A 16,092-nucleotide genomic window follows, 5' to 3' on the forward strand; every position below is an offset into this window, starting at 1 on the left:
GGAAGGATGTCAGACCACCCGGCGCTTGAGCTTGCGACGCTCGCGCTCGGACATCCCGCCCCAAATCCCGAAGCGCTCATCGTTCTCGAGGGCGTACTCGAGGCATTCGGCGCGCACCTCGCAGGAGACGCACACCTTCTTCGCCTCGCGGGTGGAGCCGCCCTTCTCGGGGAAGAACGCCTCCGGGTCGGTCTGCGCGCACAGGGCGCGCTCCTGCCATGAGGACTCGGCATCGTCGGAGGCGCTCCCGGCGATGTCGAGCAGGGACAGCTCGGCACGAGCGTCGGCCTCGATCTGCTCGTCGTTCATCGCCACCACTCCTTCCGCTGCTGAGTCGACCACGAAAGGGCCCTCGTGGCCTTAAAGTACACCGGTGTAGTTATGGTGCGTCAAGCGGGCCCGGCGCGTCGCGGCGCCCGCGCCCCTCGAATCACACTGACGGAAGGACCCCGTGTCCCCCATGCCCCCGCCCGCCCAGGTCCCCGAACCCTCCCCCGACGCCCCCGGCGGCGGGACGGTCACGGTGACGCCGGTGCGCGGGCTCGGCGAGATCCGGGAGGGCGACGACCTCGCAGCGCTGCTGGCCGCGGCGCTGCGGCCGCTGGCCCCCCGCGCCGGCGACGTGCTGTGCCTGTCCACCAAGGTGGTCTCGAAGGCGCTCGGGCTGCGCGTCGACCCGGCCCGGCGCGAGGAGGCGATCCGGGCCGCGGCGGTCCGCACCGTCGCGCGGCGCCTGCACACCCGGCAGGTCACCTCGGTGGTCCAGATCTCCTCGGGACCGGTGATGGCCGCCGCCGGGGTGGACTCCTCCAATGCGCCGGACGGACCGCTGCTGCTGCCCGAGGACCCCGACGCCTGCGCCCGCGAGCTCCGCGACGCCCTGACGGCGCACCTCGGGGTGGAGCTCGGGCTGCTGCTGACCGACACCTCCTCGCGGATCTGGCGGGTGGGGGTCGGGGACATCGCCCTGGGGGCCGCCGGGGTCGCCGCGCTGCAGGACCTGCGCGGGGCCCTCGACGCCGACGGGCGGGAGCTGACGGTCACGGTGCGGAACCTCGCCGACGAGCTCGCCGCCGCCGCGGACCTGGTCAAGGGCAAGGCCAACGGGATCCCGGCCGCGCTGGTGCGGGGGTGGGCGGGGCCACCGCCGGCGACGTCCCGGCCCGGGAGCTCTCGCGCACCGGCGCCGACGACTGGTTCCGCCGGCCCAGCCTCGAGTCGGTCTGGGTCGCCCTGGGGCTGGGCGCCGAGCAGGAGCCGATCGCGCGGATGTCCCCGGAGCCCGCCGCCGAGCGCATCGCCCGCGCCCTGCAGGTGGCCGCCCTCCCCCGTCCCGGCCAGGCGCCGTCCACCGCCACCGCCCGCCCGGTCCTCACCGGGGCCGCCGACATCCCGGACGTCATCGTGGTGGAGGCCGCGGGCGCCTCGGCGGCCGCGCTGATCGACGCCGCCACCCTCGCCGAGCGGCTGCGCACCGCGCTCGGCGCCGAGTCGCTCGGCGCCCCGCTGCCCGAGATCACGATCGAGCTGTCCGTCCCCGACCCCCAGGAGCCTCCCCATGACCGCTGACACCGCCCGCCTGCTGCTCGGCGCCCTCGAGCGCAGCGGCCCGAACCCGGCGCTGGCCTGGTACGGGGAGGCCGCCCGCATCGAGCTGTCCGGTCATGTGCTGGCCAACTGGGTGATCAAGTCGATCGGCCACCTGCACGACGAGATCGCACTGGAGCCGGGCGAGACGGTCGTGCTCGACCTCCCCCGCACTGGAAGCGCCTGGTGCTGGCCCTGGCGGCCTGGTCGCTCGGCGCGAAGGTGAGCCTCCTCGGAGCCGGCTCCGAGGACGCTCCCGAGCAGCCGCGCGTCGTGGTCACCGACCGTCCCGACTCCCCGCTCGCGCGGCGCGCCGACGAGGTCCTCGCCGTCCAGGGCGTCTCGCTCGCCCCGCGCTACGACGGGGAGCTGCCGGCCCTGGCCCATGACTGGCTCAGCGAGGTGCGCGGCAGCCCGGACCGCCTGCAGGTGGCGCTGCCCGCCTGGAGCGGGCCGGCGCCCCGGCCGCCCGTGACGCCGGGGCCCGGCGCCGCCCCGCGGCTGCTGGTGGCGGCCGACGGCCTGCCCGCCGCCGCGCAGGTGCTCGGAGCGCTGCTGGCCGGGGGCGGGATCGTCGGCCCCGCCGGTGTGGTCAGCGAGCACCAGGCCCGCGAGGAGTCGGTGACGGGCCGGATCTGAGCCCCGCCGCGGCGTCAGCTGGCGCGCAGGGTGGCGACGGCCTCGGTGGGGTCGCCGTCGAAGATGGTTCGGCCCTTGCGCAGCACCACGATGCGCGTGCACAGCTTCTCGAGCATCTCGAGCTCGTGCGAGACCACCACCATCGTGCGGCCGGCGCGCTGGAGCGCGCGGATCCGTTCGAGGCACTTGCGCTGGAAGGGCTCGTCGCCGACGGAGAGGATCTCGTCGACCAGGAAGATGTCGGGCTCGGTGTGCACGGCGACGGCGAAGGCCAGCCGCAGGAACATCCCGGAGCTGTAGTACTTCACGTCGGTGTCGATGAACTCCTCGATCTCGCTGAAGGCGACGATGTCCTCGAACTTCTCGTCGATCTGCTCGCGGGTCATGCCGAGGATCGCGCCGTTGAGGTAGACGTTCTCGCGGCCCGAGAGATCGGGATGGAAGCCGGCGCCCACCTCGATCAGCCCGGCCACCCGGCCGCGCAGCAGCACCCGGCCGCGGTCGGGGTACAGCACCCCGGAGATGGTCTTCAGCAGGGTGGACTTGCCGGAGCCGTTGAAGCCGATCAGACCCACCGTCTCCCCCGCATGCACCGTGAGGTCCACGTCGTCCAGGGCCAGGAACGTGTCGGCGAGCTTCTTGCGCTTCAGCGCCGAGAACACCAGCTCCTTGAGGGAGTGGTCGTGGCGCAGGGAGAACTGCTTGGTGACGTGCTCGATCCGCACCATCTCCGACTGGGTGGGGACGGCGGCGGCCTCGGGGACGGACTCGATGTTCGGGGTCATCGCGCGGCGCCTCTCACAGTTCCTGGGCGAAGCGCCGCTTGGAGCGCTCGAAGACGACGGTGCCGACGACGAAGGTGACCACGGCGATCAGCATCCCCGCCCACCACAGGCCGAAGGGCTCCCCCGGCGCGGCCAGCGACGGGTCGTGGGCGGCCGCCTCGACGACCTCGGGCCCGTAGCGCCAGAAGGCGACGTGGAACAGCTCCACCACGATCGTCAGCGGGTTCAGCCGGTACAGCCACCACCAGAGGGTGCCGCCGATCGCGTCCTGCACCATGGAGATGCGGTACAGCACGGGCGAGAGCCAGGTCGCGACCATGACGATGAGGTCCACGAAGTTCTCGACGTCGCGGAAGGCGGCGTTCAGGGCGGCGGTGAGCATGCCCAGCCCGAGGGTGAACACCACCAGGATCACGATGCCCAGCACGAAGGCCACCGCGGCGGTCAGCGAGGGCAGCCAGCCGAACAGCAGCGCGCCGACCACCAGCACCAGCAGCTGCGGCAGGAAGTGCACCAGCGCCACGATCATGCTGGCCCAGGGGAACAGCTCCCCGGGCAGGTAGATCTTCGAGACCAGCGCCGCGTTCCCCGAGATCGAGCGGGTGGCGTTGCCGAACACCTCGCCGAACAGGTTGATCACCACGATGCCGCTGAACAGGTACACCGCGTAGGCCGGGGTGTCGCGGGAGAGCTGCAGGAAGATGCCCAGCGCGATGTAGAACACGACGAACTGCACCGCGGGCTTGACGTAGCTCCACAGCATGCCCAGGGCGCTGCCGCGGTAGCGCACCCGCAGCTCCTTGCGCACCAGCAGGCGCAGCAGGAACCGCTCCCGGATCGGGTTCAGCCAGCCGGCGTCCTGGCCGGGTGCCCGCCATCCCGCGGCCTGCTCGGAGCGCGTGGGCAGACGCGCCGTGCGTCCGCCGTCGGCCGCGCTCACGCCTGCGAGCCCCCGGCGCCGATCGCCGACCCGGCGGCGGCGTCACGGTCGCGCTCGCGCACCGGGGCGGGGTTGTCCACGAAGGTCCGCTCCCAGGCGGCGAAGGACGTGATCTGCTCGGTGGCGGCGCGGTAGCTGTCGCGCAGCTCGTTCCAGCGACGGTGGAGCTGGACGTGCGCGGTGATCGCCTCGGTGAGCATCGTGCGCACCTGCTTCGGGTCGCGCTTGTACCAGGAGACCTGGGTGCCCTCGGCGTTGGAGACCAGGGCGCTGTCGTAGGCCGACAGCCGCCACCACTTGGCGTCCAGGTGCGGGATCACCGCCTGCGGGTTCTCCTCGGCGCGGGCCCGGGTGGGCTTGACCAGCTGCTTGGCCAGGGTCTTCGCCGTCCACACGGGGAGCATCAGGCGGCGGGGCTGGGTGAAGGGGCGGCCCTTGCGCGGGGGCTTGTCGACGTGGACCGGCGGGTAGAGGTCCTGGTCCTTCTTCGCGGCGGCGTCGGCGAAGTCCGCGGCCATCTGCCGGATCTCGGGCAGCTTGGTGCCGATCGAGGGGTGCAGGGCCTCCGGGCCGTCGAGCACGTCGCGCTGGGCCATCAGCCGGCCCGCCTCGGTGTAGTACTGCATGGAGATCAGGTGCTTGACGTCCATGAACTGCGACTCCCAGACCACGCGGCCGCCGCGGGCGTACGGGGAGTGCAGCAGCGCGGTGATGATGCGGTTGCGCTCGTGGAAGTAGGCCTGCCAGCCCACCAGGTCGTCCTTGTCCACCCAGCTCATGTGCCACACGCCCGCTCCGGGCAGCGAGACCGTCGGGTACCCGGCCTTCTTGGCGCGCAGGCCGTACTCGGCGTCGTCCCACTTGATGAACACCGGCAGGCTGAGGCCGATCGCGCGGACCGTCTCGGTGGGGATCAGGCAGCTCCACCAGCCGTTGTAGTCCACGTCCGCGCGGCGGTGCAGCCACGGGGTGGAGCGCAGCGGGTCCAGCGCGAAGTCGTGGCCCATCTCGCCGTCGGGATTGGAGATGGCGGGCTGGATGCGCCAGGGGTCGACGACCTCGCCGAAGGTGTGCAGCACCGAGCGGTTGTTGAGGTCGAACATGTGGGCGCCGACGAGGGTGGGCCGGGTGGCGAAGTCGGCGAAGGTGATCATCCGGATCAGCGACTCCGGCTCGATCACGATGTCGTCGTCGCAGTTGATCACATAGGTGGAGGCGCCGGCGGTGGCGGCCTCGTACATGCCGCGGGAGAAGCCGCCGGAGCCGCCGATGTTGCCCTGCTCGATGATCTGCAGCTGCCCGCCGAGGGCCTCCTGCAACGGGTCGAGCTGCTCGGCGTGGTCGCGCAGGCGATCGGCGCCCTGATCGATGACGTACATGACGTCCAGCAGCTCCCGCAGCTCCGGGGTCTCGGCGACGGTGCGGATGTTCTCGAGGCAGTACTCGACCTTGTTCATGGTGGTCATGGAGATCGAGAAGCTGCCCTCGGTGCGGGCGAGGTCGGCGTCCGCGGTCCATTCGGCGCCCAGGATCGCGAGGTCCTCGGTGCCCGCGTAGGCGTCGAACCAGTACCAGCCGCCGTCGCCGAAGGCGGTCAGCGGCAGCTCGAAGACGTGCTCGCCGCTGCCGGAGACGGTGCGGGAGACCTGGCGCTGGAGGGTGCCGCGGGCGGTGGAGCGCATGACCACCAGGTGCCCGGACCCGGCGGTGCGGATCGTCAGCCGGATCGCGCGCACCGGTGTCCAGCGCCGCCAGTAGCTGGCAGGGAAGGCGTTGAAGTAGGTGCCGAAGGAGCGCATGGAGTGGGCCGGGATCCGCACGGAGTGCCGCTCGCTGAGCTCGCTGATGTCCACCGCGCTCGCGCCCGCGGAGCGCGCCGCGGACTGCGCGGCCTCCTCCTTCGCGTCCCGCTCGGTGTTCCCGCCCAGGCCGAAGGCTCCGCCGGTGGCGCCCGAGCGGGCGTCGGCCGCCTCGATGTACAGCGGCACGATGTCCGGGGAGGCCTCGAAGGGCATGATCAGGCGCTGCAGCAGTCGCTGCTGTGCGTCGGCGGGGCTCGCGGTGGTCGCGCGGGGTGCCGCAGTGGCAGGGATGGCGTTCATGGTGCTCCTCGTGGGCGCTCGTCACTGGCCCCGCGCCGGCCGCGGCGGGGCGGTCGGGTCACGCCCGCAGCAGGTCGGGCAGCTTGTTGTCGGCCATGGACAGCGCGGCGCCGATGGCCATGTGCATGTCCAGGTACTGGTAGGTCCCCAGGCGCCCGCCGAACAGGGTGCGCGGCTCCGCGTCGGCGAGCTCGCGGTAGGCCAGCAGGGTGTCGCGGTCGCGGCCGGAGTTGATCGGGTAGTACGGCTCGTCGTGGCTCTCGGCGAAGCGCGAGTACTCGCGCTGGATGACGGTGCGGTCCGTGGGGTAGTCGCGCTCGGGGTGGAAGTGGCGCGGCTCGATGATGCGGGTGAAGGGGACCTCGGCGTCGGCGTAGTTCATCACCGAGGTGCCCTGGAAGTCGCCCAACTCGAGGTGCTCGGTCTCCAGGTCGATCGTGCGCCAGCCCAGCTCCCCCTGCGCGAAGTCGAAGTAGCGGTCGATCGGACCGGTGTAGACCACCGGGATCTGGCCGCGCACCGCGTCCTTGTGGTACGGCTGGGAGGTGTCGAAGTAGTCGGTCTCCAGGCGCACCTCGATGTCCGGGTGGTCGGCCATCCGCTCGAGCCACGCGGTGTAGCCCTGGGCGGGCAGACCCTCGTGCTTGTCGTTGAAGTACCGGTTGTCGTAGGTGTAGCGCACGGGCAGGCGGGAGATGATCGAGGCGGGCAGGTCCTTGGGGTCGGTCTGCCACTGCTTGCCGGTGTAGTTCTTGATGAACGCCTCGTACAGGGGCCGCCCGATCAGGGAGATGCCCTTGTCGTTGAGGTTCTCGGGGTCCTGGCCCGCGAACTCGCCGGCCTGTTCGGCCACCAGGGCGCGCGCCTCCGACGGGGACAGCGCGGAGCGGAAGAACTGGTTGATGGTGCCGAGGTTGATCGGCATCGGGTACACCACGCCCTGGTGGTTCGTGTACACCTTGTGCTGGTAGCCGGTGAACTCGGTGAAGCGGTTGACGTACTCCCACACCCGCGGGTTCGAGGTGTGGAAGAGGTGGGCGCCGTACTTGTGGACCTCGATGCCGGTCTGCTCGTCGGCCTCCGAGTAGGCGTTGCCGCCGAGATGCGGGCGACGGTCGATGATCGTCACCTTCGCGCCGTGCTCGGCGACGGCGCGTTCGGCGATGGTCAGCCCGAACAGGCCGGAGCCGACGATGAGGAGATCAGGGGTCGACACAGAGGGTCCTTTCGATGCGAGCGGAGGGTCCGCCTGGGACGCGTTCACAGTATCCGAGGCGGCCGGGACGACGGGCCCCGGCCCCCGGCGCGCCGGGCGGTGTGGCGGCGCTCATGCCGCGGGGGCCTGCGCGGGGCGCTGTTCGACGACCCGGCGGTAGGCGAGGCGGCGCGCCCAGGTGGGCGCGAAGCGGTAGACGGCGCGGACGGCGAGGTTGCGCGCGAACAGCCGCGGGCCGACGACCCCGTCCCTCAGCATCCACCGCTGCAGGGCGACGTCGCTGGTGAAGCGCCGCCACCCGCCGCGGCGGGCGAAGAGGTCGCCGTCGACCCGGTAGTCGACGAGCACGTCGGGGAGGTTCGCCATCCGGGCGCCGCCGAGCATCATCCGCTCCCAGAGCCAGTAGTCCTCCAGCAGCGGGAGCTCGCGGTAGCCGCCGACGGCGAGCACGACCGAGCGTCGCAGCACCACCGTGGGGTGGTGGAACGGGGTGTGATGGGGCATGTACGCCACGATCTCGTCATGGCGCAGGGGACGGGTGCGCAGCGGGCCGCTGCCCGGCGGCACCTTGTCGTTGAACTCGCGCATCGCGCTGCCCAGCAGGTCCAGTCCCGGCCCGCTCTGCATCTGCGGGATCTGCCGGGCGAAGCGCTCGGGGTGGCAGATGTCGTCCGCGTCGGCCCGGGCGACCAGCTCGTACGGGCTGGCCTCGAGACCGTCCTGGAGGGCCGCGGCGACGCCGCGGTGGGCCTCGTGGCGCAGCACCCGGGCGGGGCCGTACTCCCCGGCCCCGACCCGTCCGGCGACGGCCTCGAGGGCGCTCGGCAGCGGGCCGTCGACGCTGAGGATCAGCAGGTCGGGCCGCAGCTGCTGGTCGAGGGTGGCCGATTCCAGCGCGAGCTCGACCCGGTCCGGCTCGTCCCCTCGCCACAGCGGCATGAGCACCGCGAACGGTGGCGTCCCGCCGCGCGTCGCGTCCCGCCGGGCGCTCTCGGTCACCGGCCGGCCGCCCGCTCGATCGCGCGGACGTCGGCCGCGACCTCCCCGTCGGCCGCGAGGACCACGGCCGAGGGGCGCGGCCCGCGCCGCAGCGCGGCGAGCAGCCCGCGCAGTCCCACCCCGAACAGGTCGCCGCGGTGGCGCAGCAGCAGCAGCGCCCAGCCCAGCGCGGTGCGGCCGCCGTGCAGGATCCGCTCCAGCGGGGTGAAGGAGCCGGTGCGCAGCAGCGCCCACAGCCGGTTGCGCACATCGAAGTAGAAGCGGGTGCCGGGGCTGGTCTGGGCGTTGCCGAAGCGAGCGGTGCGATGCTCGACCACCGAGCCCGGTACGTGGAGGCCGCGGCCGTGGCGCAGCAGCCGGCCGGTGTGCTCGAAGTCGTCCGACCAGATGAAGTAGTCCGCGTACGGCAGGCCGAGCCGGCGCACGTCCTGCCCGTTCAGCAGCGCCGAGACGTAGCTGGCGGTGCGGATGGGGCGCCCCCCGGCGCGGGCGGCGTCGCGCTTCTCGCGGGCGCTGGCGAAGAGCCGGGTGCGCGGGGTGTTCATCGGGTGATCGCGCCCGTCGGTCCACACGGCGCGGGAGCTGAGCACGCTCAGCCGCACCGGGGAGGCCTCGAGCGCGCGCAGCAGCTGCGACAGGGCGCTCGGGCGGGGGACGGTGTCGTCGTCCATCACCCACACCCAGTCGGCGTCATGGCGCACCAGGGCGCGGGCGATCCCGGCCGCGAACCCTCCGGCGCCGCCGACGTTGCGGCGCAGATGGACGACGTCCGCGCCGAGCGGGTGCTCCTCGGCCACGATCCCGCTGGCGTCGGTGGAGGCGTTGTCGATCACCACCACGGCATCCGGTCGCCGGTCCTGGGCGTGCAGGGCGTCCAGGCACTCCCGCAGCAGCTGCTCCCGGTTGTACGTGACGACCACCGCGACGACGCGGGCCGACATCGCCTCGGGGTGAGCGGTCCCGGGCGAGGTCCGGTCGCCGGGGGGTGCGGAATGGGTCACTGCGCCTCCTGCGCTGGTCGGGGCCGCCTGACGGCGCGTGCCCAGTGTACGGAGCGCGGAGCCGCCTCCGGGCCTGCACGGACGCCCGGGTGTGAAGGTTCTCGGGAGGTTCCCCGGATCCGTCGTGATCCCCCGCGCCGCCCGGGCGCGGCGCGCCCGCGGGCGCTACTCTGACGAGCGCCCGCAGGATCCCCGCCCGGAAGGAGGCCGCTGTGAGCGATCAGCGCCCACCGCGCTCCCCGCGCCCCGGAGGACCCCGCCGGCCCGTGGGTCACCGTGCTCGCGCCGGGGGCAGCGCCCGTCCGGTGCCGCGCCGCGAGGACCCCGCCCCCGCGCGGCAGGCGCCGCGCCGCCAGGACGGGACACCGACCCGGCAGCTGCCGCGGACCCCGGGGGCCGGCGCCGGCTCCGGTGCCCCGGCGCGGCACCGCGCCACCGCTGGCCGGTCCGCGCCCGAGGACCAGGGCGGTCCGCCCACCGGGTCCTTCCGCGCCCCCTCCCCCGCCTCCCGCGGACCGCGCAGCTCCCGCCGCCGCTCGGGCGCCCCGCGGCCGCTGCGGCTGGCCGTGACCCTGCTGGCGCTGGTGCTAGTGGTGGTGGTCGGCTGGGGAGCCGGCCTGGCGCTGTGGGGCGACAGCCGCATCGAGCACGTCGCGGCGCTCTCCGCCGCCCAGGACTCCCCGGGCACCACCTATCTCATCGCCGGCTCCGACGGCCGTGGCGGCGAGGCGGTCGGGGACGACGGCACCGTCGGCGCCCGCACCGACACCATCATGCTCCTGCACCGGGCACCGGGCGGGAACAGCTACCTGGTCTCCCTGCCCCGCGACACCCTGGTCGACATCCCCGGCCACGGCCGGTACAAGCTCAACGCGGCTTTCGCCTTCGGCGGTCCGGCGCTGCTGGTCGAGACCGTCGAGCAGTTCACGGGGCTGGCGGTGGACCACTACGTGGAGATCGGCTTCGACGGCGTCGCGGCCGTGGTCGACGCGGTCGGCCACGTGAACCTCTGCATCGACCAGGACGTCGAGGACGAGAAGTCCGGGCTGTCGATGACCGAGGGCTGCCATGACGTGGGCGGCGAGCAGGCGCTCGCCTTCGTGCGGGCCCGGGCCTTCGACCCCACCGCCGACCTCGGCCGGCAGCAGCGCCAGCAGCAGTTCGTCGGCGCCCTGATGGACCGGGCGACCTCCCCGATGGTGCTGCTGAACCCGCTCCACCAGGTGCGCCTGGCCGGGGCCGGCTCGGATGCGCTGGTCACCAGCCAGGACACCGGGATCGTCGACGTCGGACGGATGGCGCTGGCGGCGCGCAGCGCGATGGGCTCCGGCGGCACGCTCCCGCTGCCGATCGAGGATCCCGCGTACCGGACCCAGCACTCCGGAGTGGCGATCCTCACCGACGAGGACGAGGTGGCGGCGTTCTTCGGTGCGATCGCCGACGGCTCCGCCGAGGTGCCGGCCGGCTAGCGGGATCCTGACGGCGGCCCCGGCGCACGCGCCGGCCCCGCCGGCCTCAGCGGAACAGCATGTCGATGACGATGTTCACCGAGTTCAGCACCGACTGCCCCTTCGAGCGGGAGTAGTCGGTGTAGAGGATGTGCACGGGATGCTCGGCGACGCTCAGGCCGTGGCGGCCGATCTCCTCGACGATCTCGGAGGCGTGCGCCATCCGGTTCTGCTCGATGGTGATCTTCTCGCAGGCCTCGCGGCCGATCACGCGCAGCCCGTTGTGGGCGTCGGTGAGCTTCACACCGCTGGTGAGGTTCGAGTACCAGACCGCCGCCCGCAGCACCAGGCGCTTGAGCAGCCCGGGCTGGGTGCGGCGGTCGAGGAAGCGGGAGCCGAGCACGATGTCGACACCCTCGGCGTCGCGCTGGGCGATCATCGCCGCGGCGTCGTCCACCTGGTGCTGACCGTCCGCGTCGAAGGTCACGACCTGTCGCATCCGCGGGTCCCGCAGCGCGTAGTCGATGCCGGTCTTGATCGCGGCGCCCTGGCCCATGTTGTAGGGGTGGCGCACCACGGCCGCACCGGCGGCTTCCGCGATCCGCGCCGAGTCGTCCTGGCTGCCGTCATCGACGCACACCACCAACGGGTAGCGCCGGCGCAGGTCGCGGATCACGTCGCCGATCACGGTCCCCTCGTTGAACAGCGGCACCACGAACCAGGTGCGATCGGCCCCGGGCGCGGGTGCTCCGCGCGAGGGGTCAGGGCTGCTCATGTGCTTCTCCTCGGGGGCCGGAGCGTTCGGCGTCCGGTTCTCGGACGCCCGTGGAGGATACCCTGTCGAGGTGGATCCTCTTCTTGAAGCGCTCGGCCCGTCGCTCGGGGTGAGCGGGCGAACTTTCATCATCCAGCTGCTCCTCATCGCCGGGATCGTGGCGATCGTCGTCTGGCTCTTCATGACCCGCGGCGCGAAGCAGCTGGCGGTGCGGCGGCTGCTGATCATCGCCTTCGCGCTGTTCGCCCTGATCACGGTGCTGTTCCCCACCATGCTCACCTATGTGGCGAACCTGGTCGGGGTGGGCCGCGGGGCCGATCTGCTGCTCTACGCGACCGTCCTGGTGCTGCTGGGCTTCCTGGCGCTGCAGGAGGCCCGCACCAAGGCCGCGGAGAAGCGCACCACCTACCTGGCCCGACGCCTGGCGATCGACGAGGCGGAACCCGCCGCCCAGTACCGTGAGCGATCGCTGCACGAGCATCGCGGATGACGGGCCTGGTCCTCCTTCTCCTCACGGTCCTCGTCGTCCTGGTCGCCACCTATCTGCCCGGCTTCCTCGCGGTCCGGGCGCTGGCCGGATCGCGCCTGCTGGCCGTCTCCTTCGCCCCCGCCATCGGGGCCGCGGTGGCCGGCATCGGCGCGATGGTCGCACCGATGGTGGGACTGCGCTGGTCGCTGCTGTCCTTCGCCGCGGCCGGCGCCGTGGCCGTGCTCGCGGCGTGGGCTCTCGCACGCTGCGGCGTGCGACTGCCGTCGACCGTGCTCGACGGACCGCTGTCGGCTCCGCGCTCCCTCCCGGGGCGGTCGGCCTGGCCGGCCGCACTGATCGCGGCGCTCGCGGTGACCGTGGTGCCCATCGCGGCACGGGCGGGCCGTGCAGATGCCGTCCTGGAACGCTACGACACGCTGTTCCACCTCACCGCGCTGACGCACATCCGCCAGACCGGCAACGCCTCGAGCTTGGACCTCAACGCGGTGGCGAACACCTCCCTGACGCCCTCCTCCTACCCTGCCGCCTTCCACGCCCTGGCCGCGCTGGTCCCCGGCATCGACATCCCGATCGTGCTCAACGGCGCCGTGCTGGCCCTGGCCCTGGTGCCGTGGATCCTCGGCTCCGCCCTGCTGGCGCGTGCGGTGTTCCCCCGGGTGGCCTGGGCTCCTCCGCTCGTCGCGGTGGTCGCGACCCTGATCCCGGCGAGCCCGGTGAACCTGTGGATCCACCTCTCACCGATCCCGAACCTCGCGGGCTTCGCGGCGCTGTCCGGGTCGCTGGCGGGCGCCGTGGCGCTGTGGGGAGCGCTGGCCGCCCCCACGGAGGTGGCCGCGTCGCCATCCGCCGCCCATGACGTCGCCGCGGCACCCCTCGGGGCGGGTGCCGTCGCGGCCCTCGGGACGGTGGGCCTGGCAGGAGCGGGACTCGCGCTGCTGCATCCGAACGTCGCGGTCACGGCGCTGATCCTGCTGGCCGTGCTGACGACGGCCACGGGGCTGCCCCGGTGGCGGCGCCGGCCCTGGCTGGTCGCCGTGCCCGTGCTCGCCCTGCTGCCCGTGGCCCTGCTGACCTACACCCCCTGGGTGCGCGGGTGACCGGCTTCTCCGGCGGTCTGCGGGTGCCGTGGTGGTCGGCCCTCGCGGAGGTCGGCCTGGGCCTGCTGACCGTGTGGCCGATGGCGCTCGGCGTGGTCATCGCCGTGCTCTGGTGGCCGGGTCTGGTCCGGAGCCTGCGCGGCCCGCAGCGGTGGCTCCCGATCGCCTGGCTCGTGCTGGCCGCGATGTACCTCGACGCCGCTGTGGACTCTCCGCTGAACCTGTCCGTGCTGTACTTCCGCGGTCAGGACCGGATCGCCGTCCCGCTGGCGATGCTGTCGGCGCTGCTGGTGGTGCCCGGGGTGCAGGCGTGGGCGGGCCGGCTGCGGCGCTCATGGGCCGGCGACGCCCCGCGCCACCGCCGCCGGGTGGTCGCCGCGCTGGTCGCGCTGGCCACGATCGCCGTCCTCTCCTCGATCCCGCCGCGGCTGGACAACGCCGCCAAGAACCTCGACGAGCACTATCCCGGGCGGGGGCGGTTCCTCCAGGCCGATGAGCGTGCGCAGTTCGCGCGGGTGGCCCCCGAGCTGGACGGGGAGGGGTCGGTCCTCGCCAGTCCGTACTCCGGGGCCGCCCACATGTATGCGCTGCACGGCGTCCGCGTGCACCTGCCCGTCGCGGGGATGGCCCTGACCGACGCCGATCGCGCCGCGATCGAGGCGGTGCCGCTGGCCGGCACGTCTCCCGAGCACTGCCGCGCTCTCCTGGACCAGGGGATCGGGTACGTGTACCAGGAGCGACGGCTCTACCAGATCGACCCCGCGTTCACGTCGATCGGCCGCGGCGGGGACGACCTGGGACCGGTGGTGTTCGAGACCGAGCACTCGCGGCTGATCGAGGTCGGATGCGATCCGGCACGGTGAGAGCTGGCGCCGGGGTCAGCTCGTCAGGGCCGTCCGGGTGGCCTCGATGACGCGCTCGACGTCCGCGTCGGTCAGGGACGGGAACATCGGCAGCGAGATCTCCCGGCGGTAGTAGTCCTCCGCCACCGGGCACATGCCGCGCTGATAGCCGAGGTCCTCGAAGACCGGGTGCCAGTAGGCGGGGATGTAGTTGACCTGGACCCCGATGCCCTGGTCGCGCAGGGAGTCGAAGATCGACCGGCGCCGCTCGGCGGGGACCCGCAGCGGGTAGAGGTGCCACGCGGGCGCCGCACCCTCGGGGGCGAACGGGACGTCGACCCCGTCGAGGTCGCCCAGTGCCGCGTCGTAGGCGGCCTTGACCTCGGCACGCCGTGCCACGAACTGGTCCAGGCGCGCGAGCTGACTGGTGCCGAGCGCGCACAGCACATCCGGCAGGCGGTAGTTCAGACCGAAGGAGTGGACCTCCTGATGCCAGGGCCCCTCGTCGGGATGGCGCTGCAGCGAACGGTCGCGGATCAGTCCGTGGTTCTTGAACGCCCGTGCCCGCGCCGCGAGATCCGCGTCGGCGGTGACCACCGCGCCGCCCTCGGCGGTGGTGAGGTTCTTCGTGGGGAAGAACGAGTACGTGGTGAGATCGGCCAGCGCGCCCACCGGCTCGCCGTCCAGCGTCGACCCGATCGAGTGCGCGGCGTCCTCGAGGAAGAGCAGGTCCTTGCGCGAGGCGAGGTCCCGCAGCGCCGGGGCGTCCACCGGCACGCCGGCGTAGTCGACTCCGGCCACCACCCGGGTGCGGTCGGTGACGGCGGCCTCCGCGGCGGCCGGATCGAGGTTACCGGTGGCGGGGTCGACGTCGGCGAACACGATCCGCGCGCCGAGCAGCGCGGCGGTGGCGGCGGTGGCCGCGAAGGTCAGCGGGGTGGTGACGACCTCGTCGCCGGGTTCGATGCCCGCGGCGGCGTAGGCGACGTGCAGCGCAGCGGTTCCCGAGGTGACCGAGACCGCGTGCTCGACGCCGGCGCGCGCGGCGACGGCGGCCTCGAACCGGTCGACCTCGGGACCGGTGGTCAGCCAGTCACTGCGCAGCGCCGCGGTGACGGCGGCGACGTCGTCGGGATCGATGGACTGGCGACCGTAGGGAAGCACCTCAGATACCCCCCTCGATGATCTCGGCGATCTGCTCCTGCGTGTACCACTGCTCGTTGGAGTCGGAGCGGAAGAAGAAGCCGGGCTCGACCGGGGTGGCGTCGACCGGGGGCTGGTACCCCCAGGAGGCGAGGTCGGGCTGGATGATGAAGTACTTGCCGTCGCGGATCATGACGGCGCGACGCCCCTCCTCGGGGCTGATCATCTCCTCGTGCAGCTTCTCACCGGGACGCAGGCCCACGTCGACCAGCTCGGCGCCGGGCACGACGGCGTGGGCGAGATCGGTGACTTTCATCGACGGGATCCGCGGGACCAGCAGCTCGCCGCCCTGCATCAGCTCGAAGGTGTCGATGACCATCTGCACGGCCTGCGGCAGGGTGATGAAGAAGCGGGTGCAGCGCAGATCGGTGATCGGCAGCGGCTTGCCCTCCTCCCCCAGGCGGCGGAAGAACGGGATGACCGATCCGCGCGAGCCCATCACGTTGCCATAGCGCACCACGGCGAAGCGGGTGTCATACGCGGCCGCGTAGTGGTTGCCGGTGATGAACAGCTTGTCGGCGGTGAGCTTGGTGGCGCCGTAGAGGTTGATCGGGCTCGAGGCCTTGTCGGTCGAGAGGGCCACGACCTTCTTGACCCCGGCGTCGATGGACGCCTCGATGACGTTCTGGCTGCCGATGACGTTGGTCTTGACGAACTCGAACGGGTTGTACTCCGCGGTGTCGACCTGCTTCAGCGCGGCGGCGTGGACGACGTAGTCCACGCCGTGCAGCGCGCGGGACAGGCGGCGCTCGTCGCGGATGTCCCCGATGAACCAGCGCAGCCGCGGATCGTTCCCGAAGAGATTGCGCACCTCGTACTGCTTCAGCTCGTCCCGCGAGAAGACGACGACACGGCGCGGGTTGTGGTTGTCGAGCACCTCCCGGAGGAAGGCCTTGCCGAAGGAGCCGGTCCCACCGGTTACGAGGATGGAGGCACCGTTGAGGAGCGACATGCAGATCTCTTTCGTC

General features: G+C 72.6%; 18 protein-coding genes. 8 read left to right on the forward strand and 10 right to left on the reverse strand.

The features are described from left to right. Positions 1-9: 9 nt before the first annotated feature. Entirely contained in the window at positions 10-309 is a 300-nt protein-coding gene (locus ACOJUI_RS11430; RefSeq protein WP_422115083.1) for a WhiB family transcriptional regulator, read from the reverse strand. A gap of 151 nt (positions 310-460) precedes the next feature. On the opposite strand from ACOJUI_RS11430, the gene ACOJUI_RS11435 reads away from it, so the two are divergent. The 4 genes from ACOJUI_RS11435 to ACOJUI_RS11450 are packed head-to-tail and all read left to right on the forward strand — an operon-like array spanning position 461 to position 2,226. Beyond that, positions 461-1,441: a coenzyme F420-0:L-glutamate ligase gene (locus ACOJUI_RS11435; RefSeq protein ID WP_422117660.1), complete on the forward strand. Its 981-nt coding sequence runs from the start codon at positions 461-463 to the stop codon at positions 1,439-1,441. After that, entirely contained in the window at positions 1,405-1,569 is a 165-nt protein-coding gene (locus ACOJUI_RS11440) for a hypothetical protein (protein ID WP_422115084.1), read from the forward strand. Before ACOJUI_RS11435 ends, ACOJUI_RS11440 begins: the two co-directional genes overlap by 37 nt. Continuing rightward, positions 1,559-1,813 carry a hypothetical protein gene (locus tag ACOJUI_RS11445; RefSeq protein WP_422115085.1) on the forward strand — a complete coding sequence of 85 codons (255 nt, stop codon included), beginning with the start codon at positions 1,559-1,561 and terminating at the stop codon, positions 1,811-1,813. Before ACOJUI_RS11440 ends, ACOJUI_RS11445 begins: the two co-directional genes overlap by 11 nt. Next, positions 1,774-2,226: a hypothetical protein gene (locus ACOJUI_RS11450; protein WP_422115086.1), complete on the forward strand. Its 453-nt coding sequence runs from the start codon at positions 1,774-1,776 to the stop codon at positions 2,224-2,226. Before ACOJUI_RS11445 ends, ACOJUI_RS11450 begins: the two co-directional genes overlap by 40 nt. A 14-nt stretch (positions 2,227-2,240) precedes the next feature. Here the strand turns inward: ACOJUI_RS11450 and ACOJUI_RS11455 are convergent, their stop codons facing one another. The 6 genes from ACOJUI_RS11455 to ACOJUI_RS11480 all read right to left on the reverse strand — a co-directional run bounded on the left by ACOJUI_RS11455 (position 2,241) and on the right by ACOJUI_RS11480 (position 9,269). After that, positions 2,241-3,011, reverse strand: coding sequence for an ABC transporter ATP-binding protein (locus tag ACOJUI_RS11455; protein ID WP_422115087.1), 771 nt, complete (start codon positions 3,009-3,011; stop codon positions 2,241-2,243). Positions 3,012-3,024: 13 nt separating this feature from the next. Further along, positions 3,025-3,951, reverse strand: coding sequence for an ABC transporter permease (locus ACOJUI_RS11460; protein ID WP_422115088.1), 927 nt, complete (start codon positions 3,949-3,951; stop codon positions 3,025-3,027). After that, positions 3,948-6,053, reverse strand: coding sequence for a glycosyltransferase (locus ACOJUI_RS11465; RefSeq protein ID WP_422115089.1), 2,106 nt, complete (start codon positions 6,051-6,053; stop codon positions 3,948-3,950). Before ACOJUI_RS11465 ends, ACOJUI_RS11460 begins: the two co-directional genes overlap by 4 nt. A 58-nt stretch (positions 6,054-6,111) precedes the next feature. Further along, complete coding sequence (gene glf / locus ACOJUI_RS11470) at positions 6,112-7,269, reverse strand: UDP-galactopyranose mutase (protein ID WP_422115090.1); 1,158 nt, start codon at positions 7,267-7,269, stop codon at positions 6,112-6,114. A 111-nt stretch (positions 7,270-7,380) separates the two neighbouring features. Then, positions 7,381-8,268, reverse strand: a complete 888-nt coding sequence (locus tag ACOJUI_RS11475) for a glycosyltransferase (RefSeq protein WP_422115091.1) — start codon at positions 8,266-8,268, stop codon at positions 7,381-7,383. Further along, positions 8,265-9,269, reverse strand: a complete 1,005-nt coding sequence (locus ACOJUI_RS11480) for a glycosyltransferase (protein WP_422115092.1) — start codon at positions 9,267-9,269, stop codon at positions 8,265-8,267. The genes ACOJUI_RS11475 and ACOJUI_RS11480 overlap by 4 nt, the downstream gene beginning before the upstream one ends. 266 nt (positions 9,270-9,535) lie before the next feature. Between ACOJUI_RS11480 and ACOJUI_RS11485 the strand changes: the two genes are divergently transcribed. Further along, positions 9,536-10,738, forward strand: a complete 1,203-nt coding sequence (locus ACOJUI_RS11485) for an LCP family protein (protein ID WP_422115093.1) — start codon at positions 9,536-9,538, stop codon at positions 10,736-10,738. Between the two features lie 46 nt (positions 10,739-10,784). On the opposite strand, the gene ACOJUI_RS11490 is transcribed toward ACOJUI_RS11485, so the two are convergent. After that, positions 10,785-11,492: a glycosyltransferase family 2 protein gene (locus tag ACOJUI_RS11490; RefSeq protein ID WP_422115094.1), complete on the reverse strand. Its 708-nt coding sequence runs from the start codon at positions 11,490-11,492 to the stop codon at positions 10,785-10,787. A gap of 70 nt (positions 11,493-11,562) precedes the next feature. On the opposite strand from ACOJUI_RS11490, the gene ACOJUI_RS11495 reads away from it, so the two are divergent. From ACOJUI_RS11495 to ACOJUI_RS11505, 3 genes are read left to right on the forward strand one after another with little or no spacing between them, the layout of a single operon-like run. Beyond that, positions 11,563-11,982, forward strand: a complete 420-nt coding sequence (locus tag ACOJUI_RS11495; RefSeq protein WP_422115095.1) for a DUF2304 domain-containing protein — start codon at positions 11,563-11,565, stop codon at positions 11,980-11,982. Then, positions 11,979-13,079: a DUF6541 family protein gene (locus ACOJUI_RS11500; protein ID WP_422115096.1), complete on the forward strand. Its 1,101-nt coding sequence runs from the start codon at positions 11,979-11,981 to the stop codon at positions 13,077-13,079. The genes ACOJUI_RS11495 and ACOJUI_RS11500 overlap by 4 nt, the downstream gene beginning before the upstream one ends. Then, on the forward strand, positions 13,076-13,942 hold the full coding sequence (locus ACOJUI_RS11505) for a DUF6541 family protein (protein WP_422115097.1): 867 nt from the start codon (positions 13,076-13,078) through the stop codon (positions 13,940-13,942). Before ACOJUI_RS11500 ends, ACOJUI_RS11505 begins: the two co-directional genes overlap by 4 nt. Before the next feature lie 15 nt (positions 13,943-13,957). Here ACOJUI_RS11505 and pseC read toward each other — a convergent pair whose 3' ends face one another. Then, the gene (gene pseC, locus ACOJUI_RS11510) at positions 13,958-15,085 is read right to left on the reverse strand and encodes a UDP-4-amino-4,6-dideoxy-N-acetyl-beta-L-altrosamine transaminase (RefSeq protein WP_422115098.1); all 1,128 of its coding nucleotides are present in this window, start codon (positions 15,083-15,085) and stop codon (positions 13,958-13,960) included. A 1-nt stretch (position 15,086) separates the two neighbouring features. Continuing rightward, positions 15,087-16,076 carry a UDP-N-acetylglucosamine 4,6-dehydratase (inverting) gene (gene pseB / locus ACOJUI_RS11515; protein WP_422115099.1) on the reverse strand — a complete coding sequence of 330 codons (990 nt, stop codon included), beginning with the start codon at positions 16,074-16,076 and terminating at the stop codon, positions 15,087-15,089. Positions 16,077-16,092 lie beyond the last annotated feature (16 nt).

Origin of the sequence: Brachybacterium sp. UNK5269, assembly GCF_049266655.1 — a bacterium.
Classification (GTDB): domain Bacteria; phylum Actinomycetota; class Actinomycetes; order Actinomycetales; family Dermabacteraceae; genus Brachybacterium.